The sequence below is a fragment of the Sphingomonas dokdonensis genome, from assembly GCF_002197685.1.
GTDB lineage: Bacteria > Pseudomonadota > Alphaproteobacteria > Sphingomonadales > Sphingomonadaceae > Sphingomonas > Sphingomonas dokdonensis.
The window spans coordinates 327,797-345,959 of record NZ_NBBI01000001.1 but is presented as its reverse complement, the minus strand read 5'-3'; the positions used below and the strand labels follow the sequence as shown (position 1 = coordinate 345,959).

The window sequence follows — 18,163 nt, the reverse complement described above, 5'->3', positions numbered from 1 at the left end:
GCGGCAGGGCCATCTTTCCGGTCATGACGAGCCTTCTCGATCCCGACGCGCGTGGCCGCGTCATCCTTGTCGGTGCGGGCCCCGGCGATCCGGGGCTGCTGACGGTGCGTGCCGTCGGGGCGCTGAAAGAGGCCGACGTGGTGGTGCACGATGGTCTGATCGACCCGCGCGTGCTGGAGATCGCGCCGGCGACCGCGCACCGCATCTCGGTCGCCAAGCGGCGCGCGCGGCATACTTTGCCGCAGGAGGCGATCAACGCGCTGATCGTCGCGCATGTCCAGGCGGGCAGCGTCGTGGTGCGGCTGAAGGGCGGCGATCCGTTCATCTTCGGCCGCGGCGGCGAGGAAGTGGAGGCGGTGCGCGCCGCCGGCCTGCCCGTCGAGGTAATCCCCGGCGTCTCCGCGGCGCTCGGCTGTGCGGCGGAGGCGATGCTGCCGTTGACCCACCGCGACCATTCCAGCGCGGTCAGCTTCGTCGCCGGTCAGTGCAAGGGGCTGACCGAACAGGATTGGGCGGGCCTCGCCGGCCAGGGCCGCACGCTGGTGATCTACATGGGCGTCGCGACGGCGGATGCGATCGCCGACAAATTGATGGCCGATGGCGTGGCGCCCGACATGCCGGTCGCGGTGCTGGAGAAAGGCACGCTGCCGGGTCACCGCGCGCTCCGGACGCTGCTGGCGGATCTCGGCCCGATGGTGGCGCGCGAGGAGGTGGCGAGCCCGGCGATCATCGTCGTCGGTGAGGTGGTCGAACTGTCGGACGCGGAAGACAAATTGGTGGCCTGGGCACGGGCGGCGGAGAGCATGAACGGATGAAATTGCTGACGGGAAACGATCTGGTGACGGGCGACGTCACATGGTGGACCGGCCAGGGCTGGTCGCGCCATGTGGAGGACGCAGTGGACGTCGGCGATCGCGGCGAAGGGATCGCCAAGGCCGAGGAAGGCGCGCGCCGCGTCAACGTGCCCTATGTGATCGACGCGGTGGAAACGCCCGAGGGGCCGCGGCCGGCGCATATCAAGGATCGGATCCGCGCGCTGGGCCCGACGGTGCGCCCCGACCTCACGTTGAAGCCGGCCGATCCCGAGGCGGGCAGCTGGGTGATTTGACCTTCGGTCTCGCCCGTTGGCGGCGAGGGACAGGAAGACGAGCATGTATCAGTACGACCAATATGATCAGTCGATGGTGGACGCCCGGGTCGAGGAATTCCGCGACCAGGTGAAGCGCCGCCTCGCCGGCCAGATGACCGAGGACCAGTTCAAGCCGCTGCGGCTGATGAACGGCCTCTATTTGCAGCTGCACGCCTACATGCTGCGCGTCGCAGTGCCCTATGGCACGCTGAGCAGCCGGCAGATGCGGATGCTGGGCCACATCGCGCGCAAATATGATCGCGGCTACGGCCATTTCACCACGCGCCAGAACCTCCAGTTCAACTGGATCAAGCTGGAGGATGCGCCCGATATCCTCGCCGAGCTGGCGACGGTGGAGATGCACGCCATCCAGACCAGCGGCAATTGCATCCGCAACATCTCGTCGGACCAGTTCGCCGGCGCCGCCGCGGACGAGGTGACCGATCCGCGCCCATGGGCCGAGCTGCTGCGCCAGTGGAGCACGTTCCACCCCGAGTTCACCTACCTGCCGCGCAAGTTCAAGATCGCGGTGATCGCGGCGGCGGAGGATCGCGCGGCGATGCGGCTGCACGATATCGGCATCGAGCTGCTGCGGAAGGACGGCGTGCTGGGCGCGAAGATCTTCGTCGGCGGCGGCATGGGGCGCACTCCGATGATCTCGCACGAGATCCGCGACTTCGTGACCGCGGACGAGCTGCTGAGCTATCTGGAGGCGTGCCTGCGCGTGTACAATCGCTACGGCCGGCGCGACAACATCTACAAGGCGCGGATCAAGATCCTGCTGCACGAGCTGGGCCCGGACGAATATCGCCGCCAGGTGGAGGAGGAATTCGCCAAGGTGAAGACGCTGGGCATCGACCCGCCGGTCGCCGAGTTGGAACGGATCAGCGCCTTCTTTGCGCCGCCGGCTTTCGAGACGGGCCTCAGCGACGTGGTGGACCGCAGCGATCCCGATTTCGCGGTGTGGCTCGACCAGAACGTGAAGCCGCACAAGCAGCCGGGCTATGCGATCGTCAACATCTCGCTGAAGCCCGTCGGCGGCATCCCGGGCGATGCGTCGGCCGACCAGATCGACGTGATGGCGGACCTTGGCGAGCGATATTCGTTCGACGAGCTGCGCGTGACCCATGCGCAGAACATCGTCCTGCCGCATGTGCGCAAGGCGGACTTGTATGCGGTGTGGCAGACGCTGACCGAGGCGGGGCTGGCCGAGGCGAACCTCGACCTCATCAGCGACATCATCGCCTGCCCCGGCCTTGATTATTGCAGCCTTGCCAATGCGCGCTCGATCCCGCTGGCGCAGAAGATTGCCGAGCGGTTCAAGGATCTCGACCGGCAGCGTGACCTGGGCGAGCTGAAGCTCAAGATCTCGGGCTGCATCAACGCGTGCGGCCACCACCATGCCGGGCACATCGGCATCCTGGGCGTCGATAAGAAGGGCAAGGAAAACTACCAGCTGTCACTCGGCGGATCGGGAGCAGAGGACGTGAGCCTCGCCAAGATCACCGGTCCCGGCTTCGACGAGGATGGCGTGGTGGATGCGATCGAGCGCGTGACCGATCGCTTCGTGCAGGTGCGCGAGCCGGGCGAGCGCTTCCTCGACACCTATCGCCGGGTCGGCTTCGAGACGTTCAAGGAGGCGATCTATGGGTGAGCGCGCCTTCGTTGCGGCAGCCTTGGCCGACAGCATCATCACGGAGACGACGCATGGCTGATCTTGCCGGCGATACCGACAATCTGCTGCGGTTTCGCGATGACGAGGCGCATGACGAGCCGGCGATCACGCTAGACTCGTTCCTGAACGGGCAGACCAATGCCGGTGCGGTGCGGCTGGAGGCGGGCGACGATGCGCGCGCGCTGCTGCCGTCGCTGGAGCAGCTGGCGCTGGTGGAGGTGAGCTTTCCGAGCTTTCGCGACGGGCGCGGCTATTCGGCGGCGCGGATCCTGCGCGAGGCGGGTTATGCCGGCGAGCTGCGCGCGGCGGGCGACGTGCTGGTCGATCAGATCCCGCACATGCGGCGCTGCGGGTTCGACAGCTTTGCGCCCGAGGCGCCGGTGGATAGCGAGACGCTGAAGCGGAGCCTCGATCGCTACGATCACCATTACCAGCGCGCCGCCGATGCCGCGACGCCGATATGGAAGCTGCGTCATGGCTAATGCCGCGCGCCGCCTCGACATGATCGACATCGCGCCCGCGTTCACCAGCGCGGATGCGGCGGCGATGGAGGCGCGCTTCAGCGGCGTTTCGACGCAGGATATGCTGGCCGAGCTGCTGACCGGCGAGTTGAAGGGGCGGATCGCGGCGGTATCGTCGTTCGGCACCGAATCCGCGGTGCTGCTGCACATGGTGGCGCAGGTCGACAAGGACGTGCCGGCCGTCTTCACGAACACGCAGAAGATGTTCGGCGAAACGCTTGAATATCGTGACGAATTGTCCGAGCGACTGGGCCTGACCGACCTGCGCGTCTTCCGGCCCGATCCGCGCATCCTGGCGGCAAAGGATGCGACGGGCCTCCGCTGGTCCTACGATCCCGATGGCTGCTGCGACATTCGCAAGGTGGAGCCGCTCCGCCGCGCATTGCTGCCGTTCGATGCCTGGATTTCGGGGCGCAAAGGGTTCCAGGCGGCGACCCGCGCCGCCCTGCCCCGTTTCGAGATCGACGACGGGCGGCTGAAGCTGAACCCGCTGGCCGATTGGGACAAGGACCGGCTGGAGGCGTATTTCGCCGAGCACGAGCTGCCGCGCCATCCGCTGGAGGCGAACGGCTATCCCTCGATCGGGTGCAAGCCGTGCACGTCCAAGGTGCTGCCGGGCGAAGACCCGCGTGCTGGGCGCTGGCGCGGCTGGGACAAGGTGGAATGCGGCATCCATGTGCCGGAGACGCCGGGGGAAGAGCCGGCGTTCTGAACTGGGTGCGTTAGTCGGCGATCAGCGCTGAACGTCATGACCGGCTTTGTCTCAGCATCCAGGGTTGCGCGCGCCCCCCATCGTCGAGTTTGCGGAACGGTGGCCCCCGGCACGAGGCCGGGGTGACGAGTTGTTTGTGGCGATCTTGCGGGCATCATGCTCGACAGTGAGCGCGGCGCCATGGATCCCGGATCAAGTCCGGGATGACGGGGGGTGTTTAATAACCGGCGTAGTCGCTGAAACGGGTGACGCTGGGGTCGAACTTCATCGTGACCTTGCCGGTTGCGCCGTGGCGCTGCTTGGCGATGATCAGCTCGGCGAGGCCGAACACGCGCTCCATGTCGCTCGCCCAAGCTGCGTGATCCTCGAAGATCTTGGCCGCGTCGCCCTCGGTCGGGCGCTTCGGCTCCTTGGCGGCGACGTAATAATCCTCGCGGAATACGAACCAGACCATGTCGGCGTCCTGCTCGATCGAGCCGGACTCGCGAAGGTCGGAGAGCTGCGGCCGCTTGTCCTCGCGCTGCTCCACCGCACGGCTGAGCTGTGACAGCGCGAGCACGGGGACGTGCAGATCCTTCGCGAGCGTCTTCAGACCGCGGCTGATCTCGGAGATTTCCTGCACGCGATTGCCGTCGCTCGACTTGCCACTGCCTGACAGGAGCTGGAGGTAATCGACGATAACCAGGCCGATTTCATTGTTGTGACGGCGCTGGAGCCGGCGCACGCGGGTGTGCAGCGCGCTGATCGACAGGCCGCCGGTGTCGTCGATGAACAACGGCAGGCTTTCGAGATCGGCGGCGGCGGCGGCGAGCTGGTGGAACTCGGCACGGCTGATATCGCCGCGGCGCAGCTTTTCCGAGGTGATGCGCGATTGCTCGGCCAGAATACGCGTCGCGAGCTGGTCGGCAGACATTTCGAGACTGAAGAAGGCGACCTTCGCGCCGATCGATTCGCTGGGCGCGATCCCCGCCTTCATATCGGCCATCCAGCGCTGCGCGGCGTTGAAGGCGATGTTGGTGGCGAGCGAGGTCTTGCCCATGCCGGGACGGCCGGCGAGGATCATCAAGTCTGACCGGTGCATGCCGCCGATGCGCGAATTGACGGTGTCGAAGCCGGTGGTGATCCCGGATACCTTGCCGCCGGAATTGAGAGCCGTTTCCGCCATCTTCAGCGCGACCTTGGTCGCCTGCGCGAAGCTCTTGATCGCATTCTCGGTGGTGCCGTCTGCGGCAACTTTGAACAGCTCCTCCTCGGCAAGCTCGATCTGCGCGCGCGGGTTCACCTCCTCCGAGGTGTCCATCGCGCGATCGACCAGCGTGCGCCCGACGGTGACGAGCGAGCGAAGCATGGCAAGGTCGTAGATCTGCTGCGCGAACTGGCGCGCGCCGATGAGGCCCGCGCCAGACCCGGTAAGCTGCGCGAGATAGGCCGGGCCGCCGAGCTCGCGCATCCCCTCGTCAGCCTCGAACATCGGGCGCAGCGTGACGGGCGTGGCGAGCATGTCGTTCGAGCGCAGGGTCTTGATCGCGGCGAAGATGCGGCCGTGCACGGGCTCGAAGAAATGCGCCGGCTCGATCCGGTCGACCACGTCGTCGGCGAGGCGATTGTCGATCATCATTGCGCCGAGCAGCGCGGCCTCCGCCTCGACGTTGCGCGGCAGCTGAAGGGGTTCGGCCGGGGCCGGGTGCGGAAATGCCAGAGTCGCCATGATCCGACCGCTTCTACCGCCCCCCGGGCAAAACGGGAACCGCCAGCACCTGTGGATTACGAGAATTGTCGCGGCGCGCTTTGATCTCTATCGCGGGACAATGGCCGATCCGCGGATCATCGACATCGAACTGGACGAGCGCACCATCCTGTGGCGCTCGGCCGATGTCGAGCAGGAGCGGCGGATCGCGATCTTCGATCTGATCGAGGGCAATCACTTCGCACCGCAGAAGCACTATGCCGACGGCTATGCCGGGCCCTATCGTCTCGCCTTGTCGGTCGAGGAAGGCCGGCTGGTCATGCAGATCAAGCGCGAGGACGGCAGCCACCTGGAGGCGCTGATCCTCGGCATGGCACGTTTTCGCCGGCCGATCCGCGACTATTTTGCCATTTGCGACAGCTACTTCCAGGCAATACGTCAGGCGACGCCGCAGCAGATCGAGACCATCGACATGGCGCGGCGCGGCATCCATAACGAGGCGGCCGAGCTGCTGATCGAGCGGCTTAAGGGAAAGATCGAGGTTGATTTCGACACCGCCCGCCGGTTGTTCACGCTGATCTGCGTGCTTCATATCAAGGGTTGATTGCTTGTGGTTGCGGTGAGGCGTTTCCTCCTGATCTTTGCCGTGCTCGCGGTTCTAGGCGCCTTTGCGTGGCGGCAGGCGGTGCAATGGCGGCCGGCCAGCGAGACCTATGCCGTGCAGGGCGTGGACGTCGGCGAAGCGGATGGCGTGGTCGAGTGGAACGTCGTGGCCGGCGGCGGCGCCGATTTCGCCTATGCCAACGCGACCTATGGCGCGCGCCACCGCGACGCGCGCTTCGAGGATAACTGGCAAGGCATGGCAGGCGCCGGGCTGCGACGCGGCGCGGTGCACGTGTGGTCGCTGTGCGAGCCGGGCGTCGATCAGGCCAATGCGTTCAACACCATGGTGCCGCGGACCGACAATGCACTGCCCGTGGCGATTGACTTCCATTTCGACGAGGGTTGCACGATGCGCCCCGAACGGCAGGCGTTGATCGACGACGTGAAGCAAGCCGCGACGCTGATCGAGGCGCATACCGGCAAGCCGGTGCTGCTGCGCGTCTCGCGCGATTTCGAGAACGAATACGAACTGACCGCCGCGGTGCCCAGGCCAGCCTGGGCGATCGGCAATTTCTTCAAGCCCGATTATACCGCGCGCGCCTGGCGCATGTGGCGGGCGAGCGACGTGCGCCGGATCGACGGCGTCATCGGCCCGGTAAACTGGAACGTGGCAGCATCATGAACGACGAAACGACACGGCTGATCGCACAGGCCCGCACCGCCGCGCGCCATGCCCATGCGCCCTATTCCGGCTTCGGCGTTGGGGCAGCGGTGCTGCTGATCGACGGATCGGTGGTGCATGGCGCCAATTTCGAGAATGCCAGCTACGGCCTGTCGCTGTGCGCGGAGACGGTGGCGCTGGCGACGGTCAACGCGCAGGGACGGCTGGCGGACGTGGTGGCGATCGGCGTCGTCGGCGGGATGATCCGCGACGGGGCGATTGCGGGCGAAGATGTGGTGCGGCCGTGCGGGCGATGCCGGCAGGTGATCAACGAGGCGGCGCAGATCGGCGGGCGCGATGTTCGCGTGCACTGCGCCGGTGCCGAGGGCGAGGCGGTGAACAGCTATCTGCTGTCGCAATTGCTGCCGGATGCCTTCGGGCCGGCGGATCTGGGGATTGGCGCCAAGAAGTAGAGTGATCGCTATTAGGCGACGATAAACGTCGTCTTTCCGGTTTCGAGCACTTGCGTGCGCCCCCTCCCAACGCCGGGTTCAGGTGGGAACGCATTGCAATAGCCGCTGCATGCGCCGCCTTCAGCCAGAAGTTACGGCTGGCGCGTTCGCGAACGGCCGGATGCCGGGACGAGCCCGGCATCACGACGCTTCGTTTGTGGCGCGTCAGCCGAGCGCGTTGGCGCTGGCGTCTCCAATGTCGTTGCCGCCGTCGACGTTCAGGATCGTGCCGGTGACGTATTTCGCGGCCGGGCTCGATAGCCAGAGCGCCGCCTCGGCCACGTCCGCCTTGGTGCCATAGTCGCGTAGCGCTAGCTTGTTCTTGATCTGCTGCTCACGTGCCGGGTCGCCGCCGAGGCGCTTCATGCCTTCGGTGTCGCCGATCGGGCCGGGCGATATGCCGTTCACGCGGATGCCGGCGGGGCCCCATTCGAGCGCGAGGCATTTGGTGACCATGTTGACGCCGGCCTTGGCGGCGCAGGCGTGGATCTGGAACGCAGACGGGTGCACCGCCTGCCCTGCGGTGATCGCGATCAGCGAGGCGCCCGGCTTGGTGAGGTGATCGTAGCTTGCGCGGAAGACGTTGAAGGTGCCGAGCAAGTCGATGTCCACCACGGTCTTGAAGGCATTGGCCGAGAGCTTCACCGCCGGCGCCAGGAAATTGCCCGCCGCGCCGGAGACCAGCACGTCGATTGGGCCGAACCTGCCCGTTGCCTCGGCATAGGCTTTCTCAAGACCCTCATAATCGCGCACGTCGCAGGAAATGCCGATGGCTTCGGCGCCGGTGTCGCGAATGCCCGCCGCGGCGGCTTCGATCTTTTCCGCGCTGCGGCTCAGCACCGTTACCTTGGCGCCGGCGCGCGCGAAGCTGTGGGCGATTTCCAGATTGATGCCACTCGATGCGCCAGCGACGAACACGTGCTTGCCTGCATAGTCTGCGCTCATGCCTCTCCCTTTCGTACCATAACTATAGTTACGGTGTGTGGATGGCGCGATCCGGGGCGCAAGGCAAGAGGCGGCCTTGCCGCCGCGATAGTGGCCCGCTAGCGAACCCGTTCCGGGAGCGGGAACGAAAAGGTGCAGTCTTTGGAGCGTGCAGCCCTGTCGTGGGACGATGTTGACGCGCTTGCCGCGGAAATCGTCGCGGCTGGCGTGCGTGCCAACCTGCCCTTCGTCGCAGCGCAGAGCGATCTGGGCGATGCCGCGCCGATGGCGGACCGGGACGGGCATGCCTATGCCGAGCGGATGCCATGGGTGCCAACCTCGCCCGGCTATTGGCGCAACCGCAGCCTGGCGCTGCGCTCGACCTTTCTCCACGCCGCACGGATCTTTGCCGAGCCGATCTGGTATGCCGACGGGCAGATGGGGTCGTGGCGCGGCACCAATGCGCTCGCCGGCGTGGATTGTTCGCATATCGACCAGGAGTTCGGCTTCTCCGCCGCACTGATCGCGCCGGTGCATCTGGCGGGCGGCCAGGTCGGCACCGTCCTGTGGGTGGCGGTGGAGCCGGTCGACATCGCCGGTGTCTTTGCGCGCTATGCCGAGCCGATGTTTGCGCTGGCCTTCCGCTTTCTCGCCGCGCACACCGAATTGACGACGCGCCGCGCGCAGATGCAGCCGAGACAGCTCTCAGCGCGCGAGGCGCAGTGCGTGCGCTGGGCCGCGGCGGGGAAGACCAATGCGGAGATTGGCACGATCCTGACGCTCTCCGTCTCCACCGTCCGCTTTCACCTGCGCAATGCGGCGGAGAAGCTGGGCGCGACGACGCGCGCGCGGATGATCCAGATCGCGACGGGGCACGGTTTCCTGGGGCCGCACGCCTGACCTGACAGGAGCGTCAGGTGCGCGCCAAGGCGCGAGCAGCGCACGGTACCGGGCATGGAAAGCCTGAACAGCGCCGACGCGCGCGCCTTTCGCGACGAGGTGCGTACCTTCCTGGCGGAGAAGCTGCCCCCCGAGCTGCGGCGCGGCGCGCGGCGTGGCACCAGCGTGTTTCTGCATCCCGATATCGCCGACGCCTGGCAGCGCATCCTGCACGCGAAGGGCTGGGCCGCACCCGATTGGCCGGTGGAATATGGCGGCACCGGCTGGAACGAGATCCAGCGGTATATCTGGGCGGAGGAATATGCCCGCGCGCACGCGCCCGGCCTGTCGCCGATGGGGCTGAAGATGGTGGCGCCCGTCATCATGCATTACGGATCGCCCAAGCAGAAGGCGACGCTGCTGCCGCGCATCCTGTCGGGCGAGGATCGCTGGTGCCAGGGCTATTCGGAGCCGGGATCGGGATCGGACCTTGCCTCGCTGAAGCTGCGCGCCGTTCGTGATGGCAACGATTACGTGCTGAACGGCTCCAAGATCTGGACCACGCATGCGCATTTCGCCAACCGCATGTTCTGCCTGGTGCGCACCAGCAGCGAGGGGCGGCCGCAGACCGGCATCACCTTCCTGCTGCTGGAGATGGACACGCCGGGCATCACCGTGTCGCCGATCCATACGCTGGCGGGCGAGCATGAGTTCAACCAGGTATTCTTCGACGACGTGCGGGTGCCGGTGAGCGGCCGGCTGGGCGCGGAGAATGACGGCTGGACGGTGGCCAAGCACCTGCTGACCTTTGAGCGCGGCGGACGCTACGCGCCCGGGCTCGCCGCCACGCTGGAGATGGTGCGTGAGGCGGCCGAAGCGACCGGGTGGCTGGCGCATGAGAGCAATCGCGAGCGGCTGGCGCGCGAGGCGATCGCGGTGGAGGCGCTGCGCGCGATCGAGCTGGCGAGCCTGGAAGGCCGCGGACCGAGCGATGCGGTGCGGCCGTCGATGATGAAGGTGCTGGGCACCGAAGCCTCGCAACGGATCGACCTGCTGGCGCTGGAGATCGCCGCCGAATGGCAGGGCTCACTCGACGATGCGCCCGATGCGATCGCGGTGGCGATGCCCAAGTACCTCAACAATCGCGCGGCTAGCATCTATGCCGGCTCGAACGAGATCCAGCGCGACCTGATCGCGCGGGTGGTGGTGGATCAGGCGGCCTAGTTCCGCCTGCCTCTCGGCCAGCGTGCCGGCATTTGCCAGTGATCCCGTTCAGGCATAGGGCTGCGCCTCTATGGGAGAGCGTGAAGCTGCTGTGGTGGCTTCTGACGCATTGGCTCTGGGGATTGAGTGATGGGGCAGCGCGGACGGATCGCGGCCATGATGCTGGGCATTGCGACGCTGCCACTGCCCGCGCATGCGCAGACGGTTGAGGAGCTACAGCAGCAGATCGACGAGCTGAAGGCGCAGCTGCGCGAGCTGATCGCTTTGCAGAAGGCGCAGGCTCCCGCTGCACCAGCGGCGGCAACAGCCAGCACAGCCGAGAAGCCTCCTTTCGTCGCCGCGCCGCCTGTTACGCTGCCGGCGGCGGTGGCGCAGCAAGGCGCCGAGCAGTCCGCGCCAACGCCTGCTGCGTCTGTCGTAGCGGATGCTGGCGCGACCAAGCGGCGACCGTGGTTCCAGAAGATCGGCCTGCGCGGCTATACGCAGCTGCGGCTCAACGAGATCGTTGCCGGCGATGCGACGGCACCGGCGGGTCGGTCGCGGCTGCGCTCGCCGGGCGACAGCGGGATCACCGACCAGGGCAATTTCACCTTTCGGCGCATTCGCCTCGTGTTCTCGGGCAATGTGACGGACGATGTCGCCTTCTACTTCCAGCCCGATTTCGCGAGCGCAGTGAACGACCAGTCGAACGGCGAGCGGCGCGAGGGCTTTGCGCAATTGCGCGACGCCTATGTCGACTGGTTCCCGGATCGCGAGCGGCGCTTTCGGCTGCGGTTCGGCCAGTCAAAGGTGCCCTATGGGTGGGAGAACATGCAGTCTTCCTCCAACCGGCTGACGCTGGATCGTTCGGATGGGATCAATAGCGCGATTCCGTCGGAACGGGATCTCGGCATCGCCGGCTATTACACGCCGGCGGTGGTGCAGCGGGTGTGGGATCGCCTGGCGGATGACGGGCAGAAGCTGTTCGGCAATTTTGGCGCGTTCGGCGTCGGCGTGTTCAACGGCCAGGGCGTCAACCGGCCCGAGCGTAACAACGGGCTGATGACCGTGGCGACGGGTACGTGGCCGTTCGCACTGGATGAGCTGGGCAGCGCGTTTCGCGGGCAGGTGCTGGAAGTGGGCGGTGCGGTGATGCGCAATCGGGTGCGGCCGGAGGTGCGGACCGGCGGCGTAAGTGCCGCAAGCTTCAAGGACGACCGCGTCGGCGTTCACGCCATCCTGTATCCGCAGCCGGTCGGTGTGCAGGCTGAGTGGAATTGGGGCCGCGGCCCGGAGTTCGATCCGCTGATCGGCGCGATCACCACGCGCGATCTCGACGGCGGCTATGTGCAGGGCATGGCGCGGGTGCGCAACAGCCCGCTCGGGCCCTTCATGCCGTATGTGCGATGGCAGCGATATCGCGGCGGGTGGAAGGCGATCACCAACGCGCCGCGGCTGGAAACCGACGAATGGGAGATCGGCATCGAATTCCAGCCGATCGACCCGCTGGAGCTGACGATCGCCTTTGCCGACATGACGCGGCGCGAGGCGGACGAGCGACGGATCGGCCGGGCGGAGGGCCAGGTGATCCGCACGCAATTGCAGTGGAATTACTGAGCCGACGGCCGCTGTCGACGAGCCGTTACGCGGCGTAGCGGCGCAGATGGGCGCGTGCGGTGCCGTCGCCCTGCGCGAGCACGCGGGCGCGGCGGAAATAGCCGCCGAGGCGCAGCTCGGCGGTGAGGCCCATCGCGCCGTGGATTTGGACGGCGCCCTCTCCCACCAGCCGTGCGGCATCGTCGCAGATGACACGGGCCGCAGATACCGCGCGGGTGCGGGCGGCTGCATCGTCGTCAAAGGCGACGATCGCTAGATCGGTGATCGCGTCGGCCTGTTCCAGGATCATCGCCATGTCGGCCATGCGGTGGCGCAGCGCCTGGAAGGAGGCGATCGCCACGCCGAACTGCTTGCGCTCCTTCGAGAACAGCGCCGCATCGCGCAGCATGGTGCGGCACAGACCGACGATCTCGGCACAATGCAGCACCGTGAGCGCGTCCTCGGCCCAGGCGCGCTCTTCATCATCTTGCGCGCCAGTCAGCGCCGCTGCCGGGGCTTCGGCGCGCGGCCCCGCCTCACCGCGGGCGCCGAGCCGGGTTGCGACCCAATGCTCCGCCCAGGGCATAACGACATTGGCGCGGCCGAGCGCTGCCGCGACGACTGCGGCATCGCGCAGGTCGCTGCCGAGCCCCTCTTCTTCAGCCGGGATACCGAGCGCGACGAGGCCGGTCGCATCGACCGCGCCCTGCCAGTCGGTGTCGTCCGATAAAGTAGAATCGAGCATTTCGGCGAGCATCCGCTGCTCGTCGGTGCGTGCGAAGCTGGTCAATTCACTCTCCGTTCGTGGCCCGCCCAGAAGGGCTCGCGCAGGGTGCGGCGCAGGATCTTGCCCGACGGATTGCGCGGCAGCTCTGCGATAAATTCGACGGACTTCGGACATTTGAAGCCGGCGATCCGCTCACGCGCATGGGTGATGATCGACGCCTCGTCGCACGTGGCGTCGGGCTTCAGCACCACCATCGCCTTTACCGCCTCACCCCATTTGGGATCGGGCACGCCGATCACCGCGACGTCGGCCACCGCAGGATGGCCGTAGATCGCGCTTTCCACCTCGGCGGGATAGACGTTCTCCGCGCCGGTGATGATCATGTCCTTGATGCGATCCTGGATGAAGAGATAGCCGTCCTCGTCCAGAATGCCGGCGTCGCCGGTGCGCAGCCAGCCGTCACCGATCAGCGCCTTGGCGGTCTCCTCGGGCTTGTTCCAGTAACCGCGCGTGTTGTTGGGGCTGCGGATCGCGACCTCGCCGATCTGGCCGGGGGGCAAGGTGTTGCCGTCTTCGTCGATGATCTTCAGCTCGACGCCGGGTAGCGCCTTGCCCGCCGCCGTCATCTTGTGCTCGCGGCCCGGCAGGTGGTCCTCGGGCGGCAGCGCGACGATCGAGCCCCATGTCTCGGTCATGCCATAGACCTGCACGAAGCCGCATCCCATGCGATCGACCGCCTGTTGCAGCAGCGGGAGCGGGATCGGGCTGGCGCCGTAAGACAGGGTTTCGATCGAGGAGAAATCGGCGGTCGCTGCTTTGGGGTGCTGCAGCATCAGGCCGATCGCAGCGGGGACCAGGAACAGGCGGCGGACGCGATGCGCAGCGATCGCGTCCATCACGGCGCCGGCGTCATACTCGGCGTGGATGATCAGCTCCTGCCCGCTATTCACCGCGCCGAGCGCCACGCCGACGCCGCCGATATGGCCGTACGGCATGGCGATGATCGTGGTGTCGCCGGGATTGGCGAGCAGCCATTCGATGTTCGCCTCGATCTGGTTCTTGCGCTGGCGGATGCCGTTCCCGTGGCTGAGCATCACGCCCTTCGGTGCGCCGGTGGTGCCCGAGGTGTAGAGCTGGAGCACCACATCGTCATCGCTGACGCTGACGGGTGGCGGTGCGTCGCTCTGCGCGTCGCGCCAACGGGCGAAGCCGTCATCCATGACGATCACCTGCTCGGCCGCGAACGGGCGCACAAAGGCGGGGTCAACGAAAAGAACGCCGGCCGCGGAATCGTTGAGGATGGCATCCACCTCGGCTGGTGCGAGCCGCCAGATCACCGGCACCAGCACCATGCCGGCGCGCGCGCTGCCGAGCGCGAGCTCCACCGCCCAGTCGCTGTTCTTGCCAAGATAGGCGACGCGGTCACCCTTCTTCAGCCCCATGGCGAGGAGGCCGTTGGCGATCTGCGTCGCATGTCGGTCAAAGGTCGCGTAATCGGTGACGCGATCCTCGAAGCGGAGCGCGACCTGCTGCGGGCGCTCCGCCGCGTGCCGGGCGAGCGCGTCGCCGAAGGTCGTCGGCAAGTCGGTCATGCTGCTATGGCCCCTCTCTCTATCCTCGACGCTGTGCGGCGGCAGTCGCGTTCTTTTCGCGCGTTCCGCCGACCTAATCCGCGTCATGTTGGCATCGCCGTTGCCAGCATTCCAACGATTTTCGACAGGCGCGGTGCGTGTCGGATCCGCTGTATCAGCGCTGGCTAAGGGTAAATCCTGACACCTGTGCCAGGGCCCGCGCGCCTGGGCACCGATGCGGCGGCTTGAGAATGGAGGGTGAGCACGGTGGCGGCGCTGTCGAGCGCTGCCGTTCTAATAACGGGTTCAAGGCCGATCGATGCCTGATCGGCATTGGTGATCCGAGCGCCCGCTCTGCGGACCGGCAGAGCGGGCGCTATATCGACGAACTATTCCTTCGCGTCGCCGCTGCCCGGCTCCGCCATGCCGCGGTGAAGCTGCGCCAGCGTCGATTGCGGCACGACGCCAGAGGCCAGCACCTGCAGCTTGTTGGCGACGCCGGAAACGATGTGGCCCTTGCCGGCCATCAGCGCGTCCCAGCCATCCTGCGCAACCTTGGCCGGATCGGCCTTCTTGCTTTGCCCCACCGACGTGTCGAGCATGTCGGCGCGGGCAAAGAACTCGGTCTCGGTCGCGCCGGGCATCAGCGTGGTCAGCGTGACGCCGTCCGCGTCCTTCAGCTCGTTTCGCAGCGCCTCGGTGAAGTTATCGATGAACGCCTTGGTCGCATTGTAGATCGCGTTGAAGGCACCGGGGATGTAGCCGACGATCGAACCGGTCACGAGCACCTTGCCGCTGTCGCGCGCCACCATGTCACGCAGCACCTTTTGCAGCAGATACACCGTGCCAGTGACGTTGGTGTCCACCGAGTGGCGCCAGTCGGCCACGCTTTCGTCGAGGAACGGGCCGCCCTTGCTGATGCCGGCGTTGGCGCACACCAGATCGATCTGGCGGCCGTTCGCGGCGGCGAGCATCCGGTCGACCCCGTCGATGGTGGACAAGTCCGCCTCGACCGATTGCACGTCGGTGCCGAATTGCTTGAAGTCGCGCGCGGCGGCGTCGATCAGCGGCTCGTCGGCGACGACAATCAGATCATAGCCCTCGCGCGCGGCGATGGTGGCGAGCTCAAAGCCGATACCGGTCGATGCGCCCGTTACGATGGCGAGTTTGCCTGCCATGTCCGTCTCTCCTCAGATGTCGAGTTCGACGCGCTCAAGGCCGGGCTTCAGCACCACCTTGGTCACTTCGTTCTGCTTGTCGTGGAACATGCGATAGCCGTCCGGCGCGTTTTCGAGCGGCAAGGTGTGGCTGATGAGGAAGGTCGTATCGATCTTCCCTTCCATGATCGCATTGAGCAGCCCGGGCAGATAATGCTGCACATGGGTCTGGCCTGTTTTGAGCGTCAGCCCCTTTTCCATGAACGCGCCAAGCGGGAATTTGTCGACGAAGCCGCCGTACACCGCGGGCATCGAGACCCGCCCGCCCTTGCGGCAGGCTAGGATTGCCTGGCGGATCGAATGGGTGCGATCGGTGCCGAGGAACAGCGAGGCCTTGATCTGATCGACCACATTGTCGACGAAGAAGCCGTGCGCCTCCAGCCCGACCGCGTCGATGCAGGCATCGGGGCCGATGCCGCCGGTCATCTCAAGCAACGCCTCGTAGGTGGCGGTTTCCTCGAAATTGATCGTCTCGGCGCCGAAGCGGCGCGCGAGCTCCAGCCGGCGGGGAAAATGGTCGATCGCGATGACACGCGCGGCGCCCATCAGAAAGGCGGACTGGACGGCGAACAACCCGACCGGGCCGCAGCCCCAGACCGCGACGGTGTCGCCCGGCTCGATCTCGGCATTTTCCGCCGCCATCCAGCCGGTGGGCAGGATGTCCGAAAGGAACAGGACCTTGTCGTCCTCGACACCATCGGGAACGACGATCGGGCCGACGTCGCTGAATGGCACGCGGACATATTCCGCCTGCCCGCCCGCATAGCCGCCGGTCATGTGGCTGTAGCCGAACAAGCCGGCCATGGGTTGGCCGTACAAGGTCTGGGCGATGTCCTGATTGTCGGCCGGCAAGCCATTGTCGCAGGCCGAATATTGATGCTTGCCGCAATGGTAGCAGGAACCGCACGAGATGGTGAACGGCACGACGACGCGCTGGCCCTTCTTGAGCGTCGACTTGGCGCCGACCTCGACCACCTCACCCATGAATTCGTGGCCCAGGATGTCGCCCGACTTCATGGTCGGAATGTAGCCGTCGTACAGGTGCAGGTCCGAGCCGCAGATCGCGGTGGACGTTATCTTGATGATCGCGTCTCGCGGATTGAGGATCTCGGGATCGTCGACCGTGTCGACGCGCACGTCATGCTTGCCGTGCCAAGTGAGCGCGCGCATCAGTTCTTCCTCTCTTCCCGCTCGCGGCGGTTGCGGGCGCCGGTGGCGACCTCGCCGGTTTCCATCAATTGCTTGAAGCGGCGCAGGTCGCGGCGCGCCTGGATCGCGGGTTCGCGCTGGAACATCTTGGCGATCACCTTTCCGATGAGGCCGGCGGGTGGATCGTAGAGGATCGTGGCGGTGACGATCGTGCCGCGGTCACCCTGCGCATCGCGAAAGTCGATGCGGCCGCTGTTGGGCACGCTGGCGCCCTCTTCGGAGGCCCAGGCGATGAATTCGCCCTCGGCTTCGTCGGTGATCGCCGCCGTCCATTCGACATGCGTGCCGCCCGGTGCCTTCACCGTCCAATGCGAGCGGCGGTCGTCGAGCACGTCGATCCGCTCCACATTGTCCATGAAGCTGGGCAGGTTCGCGAAGTCGCGCCAGAAGGCGTAAAGCTCGGCGCGGGGGCGGTTGATGGTGACGGTACGGCCGATCAGTTGATCGGGGTCGCCCTGCTCGGGTGTGTCATAGTGCTGCGTCGCCGCGTCGATCGCAGCGGCGTGATGTTTCGATGTGGAGAGCGGCGCATCGTCCGCGCGCACGGGATCGATCGTCTCGGCCATTTCATCCTCCTGATGAATGGCCCTCCAACGATGCCGGTCGCGCGTCCGTTCCGGTCACTATGATGCAAGTTAACCGGAAATCAGAGTTTCCGCGTGTCGATCGCCCTTTTCCTGTGCGCCCTACCGCCGGCGCGGGCGGTTGCGATCGCGCGAAAGGGCGCCGGAGATGCTTGCCATCATCGTTTCATACTGGCCGGTGCTGAAGCCGGCCGCGAAGAATGCGCGAAGCTCGCTGGTCGGCACCTGAAAGCTGTGGTGCCAGGCGAGCACGGCCATGCGCCGCAGCGCCTCGAGCCGGGTGTCGGCAAGCCGGCGATTGCTCTGGCGGAACAGCACCGCCATCGCGCTCGACAAGCGGCCAGGCGCACGGAGCGAGGATAGACTATCGTTGCGCGCCAGGGCGACCACCGACCATTCGAGCGCGCTGAGCCGACCGGCAGCGGCGTGGCTGTCGTCGGCGGCGGTGCTGACCGGCGGCGCCACGGGGGCAAGCGCCGCACCGGCAGGCAGGCTTTCGGCGAGGGGGTCGAAGTTGAGATAGGCCATGCTGCTCCCTTTCCGTTGCGCACGCCCCCGCAGCGAGGAATCGCATGACACGACTACCCGCGAAGACACGCGATGATTTTCATGGCGAGTACCGTGGGTGATCGGGATCACCGCTGCGCCCGAACCAGCGATCGCGGCACCGCATTCCGTGGCTGCCGCTTTCTATACCAGATGGTATATTGGCGCAGCAGCAGAGCGTCAACCGCTTTTCGTACCGAGCGGTAT

The 18,163-nt window shown here is 66.4% G+C and carries 19 protein-coding genes; 11 read left to right on the top strand and 8 right to left on the bottom strand.

Annotation, left to right across the window (positions count from 1 at the left end; genetic code table 11):
• The first annotated feature begins 23 nt into the window (after positions 1-23).
• From cobA to SPDO_RS01660, 5 genes are read left to right on the top strand one after another with little or no spacing between them, the layout of a single operon-like run.
• On the top strand, positions 24-815 hold the full coding sequence (cobA, locus tag SPDO_RS01680; RefSeq protein WP_088366310.1) for a uroporphyrinogen-III C-methyltransferase: 792 nt from the start codon (positions 24-26) through the stop codon (positions 813-815).
• The gene (locus SPDO_RS01675; protein WP_088365711.1) at positions 812-1,108 is read left to right on the top strand and encodes a DUF2849 domain-containing protein; all 297 of its coding nucleotides are present in this window, start codon (positions 812-814) and stop codon (positions 1,106-1,108) included. The genes cobA and SPDO_RS01675 overlap by 4 nt, the downstream gene beginning before the upstream one ends.
• 43 nt (positions 1,109-1,151) lie before the next feature.
• Positions 1,152-2,783 carry a nitrite/sulfite reductase gene (locus SPDO_RS01670; RefSeq protein ID WP_088365710.1) on the top strand — a complete coding sequence of 544 codons (1,632 nt, stop codon included), beginning with the start codon at positions 1,152-1,154 and terminating at the stop codon, positions 2,781-2,783.
• Positions 2,784-2,836: 53 nt separating this feature from the next.
• Positions 2,837-3,286: a DUF934 domain-containing protein gene (locus tag SPDO_RS01665; RefSeq protein WP_088365709.1), complete on the top strand. Its 450-nt coding sequence runs from the start codon at positions 2,837-2,839 to the stop codon at positions 3,284-3,286.
• Positions 3,279-4,037, top strand: coding sequence for a phosphoadenylyl-sulfate reductase (locus SPDO_RS01660; protein ID WP_088365708.1), 759 nt, complete (start codon positions 3,279-3,281; stop codon positions 4,035-4,037). The genes SPDO_RS01665 and SPDO_RS01660 overlap by 8 nt, the downstream gene beginning before the upstream one ends.
• A 217-nt stretch (positions 4,038-4,254) precedes the next feature.
• On the opposite strand, the gene SPDO_RS01655 is transcribed toward SPDO_RS01660, so the two are convergent.
• Complete coding sequence (locus SPDO_RS01655) at positions 4,255-5,745, bottom strand: replicative DNA helicase (RefSeq protein ID WP_088365707.1); 1,491 nt, start codon at positions 5,743-5,745, stop codon at positions 4,255-4,257.
• 100 nt (positions 5,746-5,845) lie between these two features.
• Between SPDO_RS01655 and SPDO_RS01650 the strand changes: the two genes are divergently transcribed.
• The 3 genes from SPDO_RS01650 to SPDO_RS01640 are packed head-to-tail and all read left to right on the top strand — an operon-like array spanning position 5,846 to position 7,461.
• Positions 5,846-6,328, top strand: coding sequence for a UPF0262 family protein (locus SPDO_RS01650; protein WP_088365706.1), 483 nt, complete (start codon positions 5,846-5,848; stop codon positions 6,326-6,328).
• 15 nt (positions 6,329-6,343) lie between these two features.
• On the top strand, positions 6,344-7,009 hold the full coding sequence (locus SPDO_RS01645; protein WP_088366309.1) for a glycoside hydrolase family 25 protein: 666 nt from the start codon (positions 6,344-6,346) through the stop codon (positions 7,007-7,009).
• The gene (locus SPDO_RS01640) at positions 7,006-7,461 is read left to right on the top strand and encodes a cytidine deaminase (protein WP_088365705.1); all 456 of its coding nucleotides are present in this window, start codon (positions 7,006-7,008) and stop codon (positions 7,459-7,461) included. The genes SPDO_RS01645 and SPDO_RS01640 overlap by 4 nt, the downstream gene beginning before the upstream one ends.
• A gap of 204 nt (positions 7,462-7,665) precedes the next feature.
• Here SPDO_RS01640 and SPDO_RS01635 read toward each other — a convergent pair whose 3' ends face one another.
• The gene (locus SPDO_RS01635; protein ID WP_088365704.1) at positions 7,666-8,445 is read right to left on the bottom strand and encodes an SDR family oxidoreductase; all 780 of its coding nucleotides are present in this window, start codon (positions 8,443-8,445) and stop codon (positions 7,666-7,668) included.
• Positions 8,446-8,586: 141 nt separating this feature from the next.
• Between SPDO_RS01635 and SPDO_RS01630 the strand changes: the two genes are divergently transcribed.
• The 3 genes from SPDO_RS01630 (at position 8,587) to SPDO_RS01620 (ending at position 12,123) form a co-directional block, all read left to right on the top strand.
• Entirely contained in the window at positions 8,587-9,324 is a 738-nt protein-coding gene (locus tag SPDO_RS01630) for a helix-turn-helix transcriptional regulator (protein ID WP_088365703.1), read from the top strand.
• A gap of 54 nt (positions 9,325-9,378) precedes the next feature.
• On the top strand, positions 9,379-10,527 hold the full coding sequence (locus SPDO_RS01625; RefSeq protein WP_088365702.1) for an acyl-CoA dehydrogenase family protein: 1,149 nt from the start codon (positions 9,379-9,381) through the stop codon (positions 10,525-10,527).
• A gap of 156 nt (positions 10,528-10,683) precedes the next feature.
• Positions 10,684-12,123, top strand: a complete 1,440-nt coding sequence (locus SPDO_RS01620; RefSeq protein ID WP_088366308.1) for a porin — start codon at positions 10,684-10,686, stop codon at positions 12,121-12,123.
• A 25-nt stretch (positions 12,124-12,148) separates the two neighbouring features.
• Here SPDO_RS01620 and SPDO_RS01615 read toward each other — a convergent pair whose 3' ends face one another.
• The 6 genes from SPDO_RS01615 to SPDO_RS01590 form a co-directional block, all read right to left on the bottom strand.
• Complete coding sequence (locus SPDO_RS01615; RefSeq protein WP_158212130.1) at positions 12,149-12,892, bottom strand: acyl-CoA dehydrogenase family protein; 744 nt, start codon at positions 12,890-12,892, stop codon at positions 12,149-12,151.
• Positions 12,889-14,421, bottom strand: a complete 1,533-nt coding sequence (locus tag SPDO_RS01610) for a fatty acid--CoA ligase (protein ID WP_088365701.1) — start codon at positions 14,419-14,421, stop codon at positions 12,889-12,891. The genes SPDO_RS01615 and SPDO_RS01610 overlap by 4 nt, the downstream gene beginning before the upstream one ends.
• A gap of 368 nt (positions 14,422-14,789) precedes the next feature.
• Complete coding sequence (locus SPDO_RS01605) at positions 14,790-15,578, bottom strand: SDR family NAD(P)-dependent oxidoreductase (RefSeq protein ID WP_088365700.1); 789 nt, start codon at positions 15,576-15,578, stop codon at positions 14,790-14,792.
• A 12-nt stretch (positions 15,579-15,590) separates the two neighbouring features.
• Positions 15,591-16,787, bottom strand: coding sequence for a zinc-dependent alcohol dehydrogenase (locus tag SPDO_RS01600; RefSeq protein WP_088365699.1), 1,197 nt, complete (start codon positions 16,785-16,787; stop codon positions 15,591-15,593).
• Positions 16,787-17,392: an SRPBCC family protein gene (locus tag SPDO_RS01595; RefSeq protein WP_088365698.1), complete on the bottom strand. Its 606-nt coding sequence runs from the start codon at positions 17,390-17,392 to the stop codon at positions 16,787-16,789. Before SPDO_RS01595 ends, SPDO_RS01600 begins: the two co-directional genes overlap by 1 nt.
• Positions 17,393-17,512: 120 nt before the next feature.
• The gene (locus tag SPDO_RS01590; RefSeq protein ID WP_245828984.1) at positions 17,513-17,938 is read right to left on the bottom strand and encodes a hypothetical protein; all 426 of its coding nucleotides are present in this window, start codon (positions 17,936-17,938) and stop codon (positions 17,513-17,515) included.
• Between the last annotated feature and the right edge of the window lie 225 nt (positions 17,939-18,163).

Excerpts from the sequence above, each read along its gene's own strand:
- cobA (WP_088366310.1), top strand. The coding sequence starts at position 24 with ATGACGAGCCTTCTCGATCCCGACGCGCGTGGCCGCGTCATCCTTGTC.
- SPDO_RS01640 (WP_088365705.1), top strand. The coding sequence starts at position 7,006 with ATGAACGACGAAACGACACGGCTGATCGCACAGGCCCGCACCGCCGCG.
- SPDO_RS01625 (WP_088365702.1), top strand. The coding sequence starts at position 9,379 with ATGGAAAGCCTGAACAGCGCCGACGCGCGCGCCTTTCGCGACGAGGTG.
- SPDO_RS01665 (WP_088365709.1), top strand. The coding sequence starts at position 2,837 with ATGGCTGATCTTGCCGGCGATACCGACAATCTGCTGCGGTTTCGCGAT.
- SPDO_RS01655 (WP_088365707.1), bottom strand. The coding sequence starts at position 5,745 with ATGGCGACTCTGGCATTTCCGCACCCGGCCCCGGCCGAACCCCTTCAG.
- SPDO_RS01620 (WP_088366308.1), top strand. The coding sequence starts at position 10,684 with ATGATGCTGGGCATTGCGACGCTGCCACTGCCCGCGCATGCGCAGACG.
- SPDO_RS01610 (WP_088365701.1), bottom strand. The coding sequence starts at position 14,421 with ATGACCGACTTGCCGACGACCTTCGGCGACGCGCTCGCCCGGCACGCG.
- SPDO_RS01635 (WP_088365704.1), bottom strand. The coding sequence starts at position 8,445 with ATGAGCGCAGACTATGCAGGCAAGCACGTGTTCGTCGCTGGCGCATCG.
- SPDO_RS01675 (WP_088365711.1), top strand. The coding sequence starts at position 812 with ATGAAATTGCTGACGGGAAACGATCTGGTGACGGGCGACGTCACATGG.
- SPDO_RS01600 (WP_088365699.1), bottom strand. The coding sequence starts at position 16,787 with ATGCGCGCGCTCACTTGGCACGGCAAGCATGACGTGCGCGTCGACACG.
- SPDO_RS01595 (WP_088365698.1), bottom strand. The coding sequence starts at position 17,392 with ATGGCCGAGACGATCGATCCCGTGCGCGCGGACGATGCGCCGCTCTCC.
- SPDO_RS01590 (WP_245828984.1), bottom strand. The coding sequence starts at position 17,938 with ATGGCCTATCTCAACTTCGACCCCCTCGCCGAAAGCCTGCCTGCCGGT.
- SPDO_RS01660 (WP_088365708.1), top strand. The coding sequence starts at position 3,279 with ATGGCTAATGCCGCGCGCCGCCTCGACATGATCGACATCGCGCCCGCG.
- SPDO_RS01650 (WP_088365706.1), top strand. The coding sequence starts at position 5,846 with ATGGCCGATCCGCGGATCATCGACATCGAACTGGACGAGCGCACCATC.
- SPDO_RS01670 (WP_088365710.1), top strand. The coding sequence starts at position 1,152 with ATGTATCAGTACGACCAATATGATCAGTCGATGGTGGACGCCCGGGTC.
- SPDO_RS01605 (WP_088365700.1), bottom strand. The coding sequence starts at position 15,578 with ATGGCAGGCAAACTCGCCATCGTAACGGGCGCATCGACCGGTATCGGC.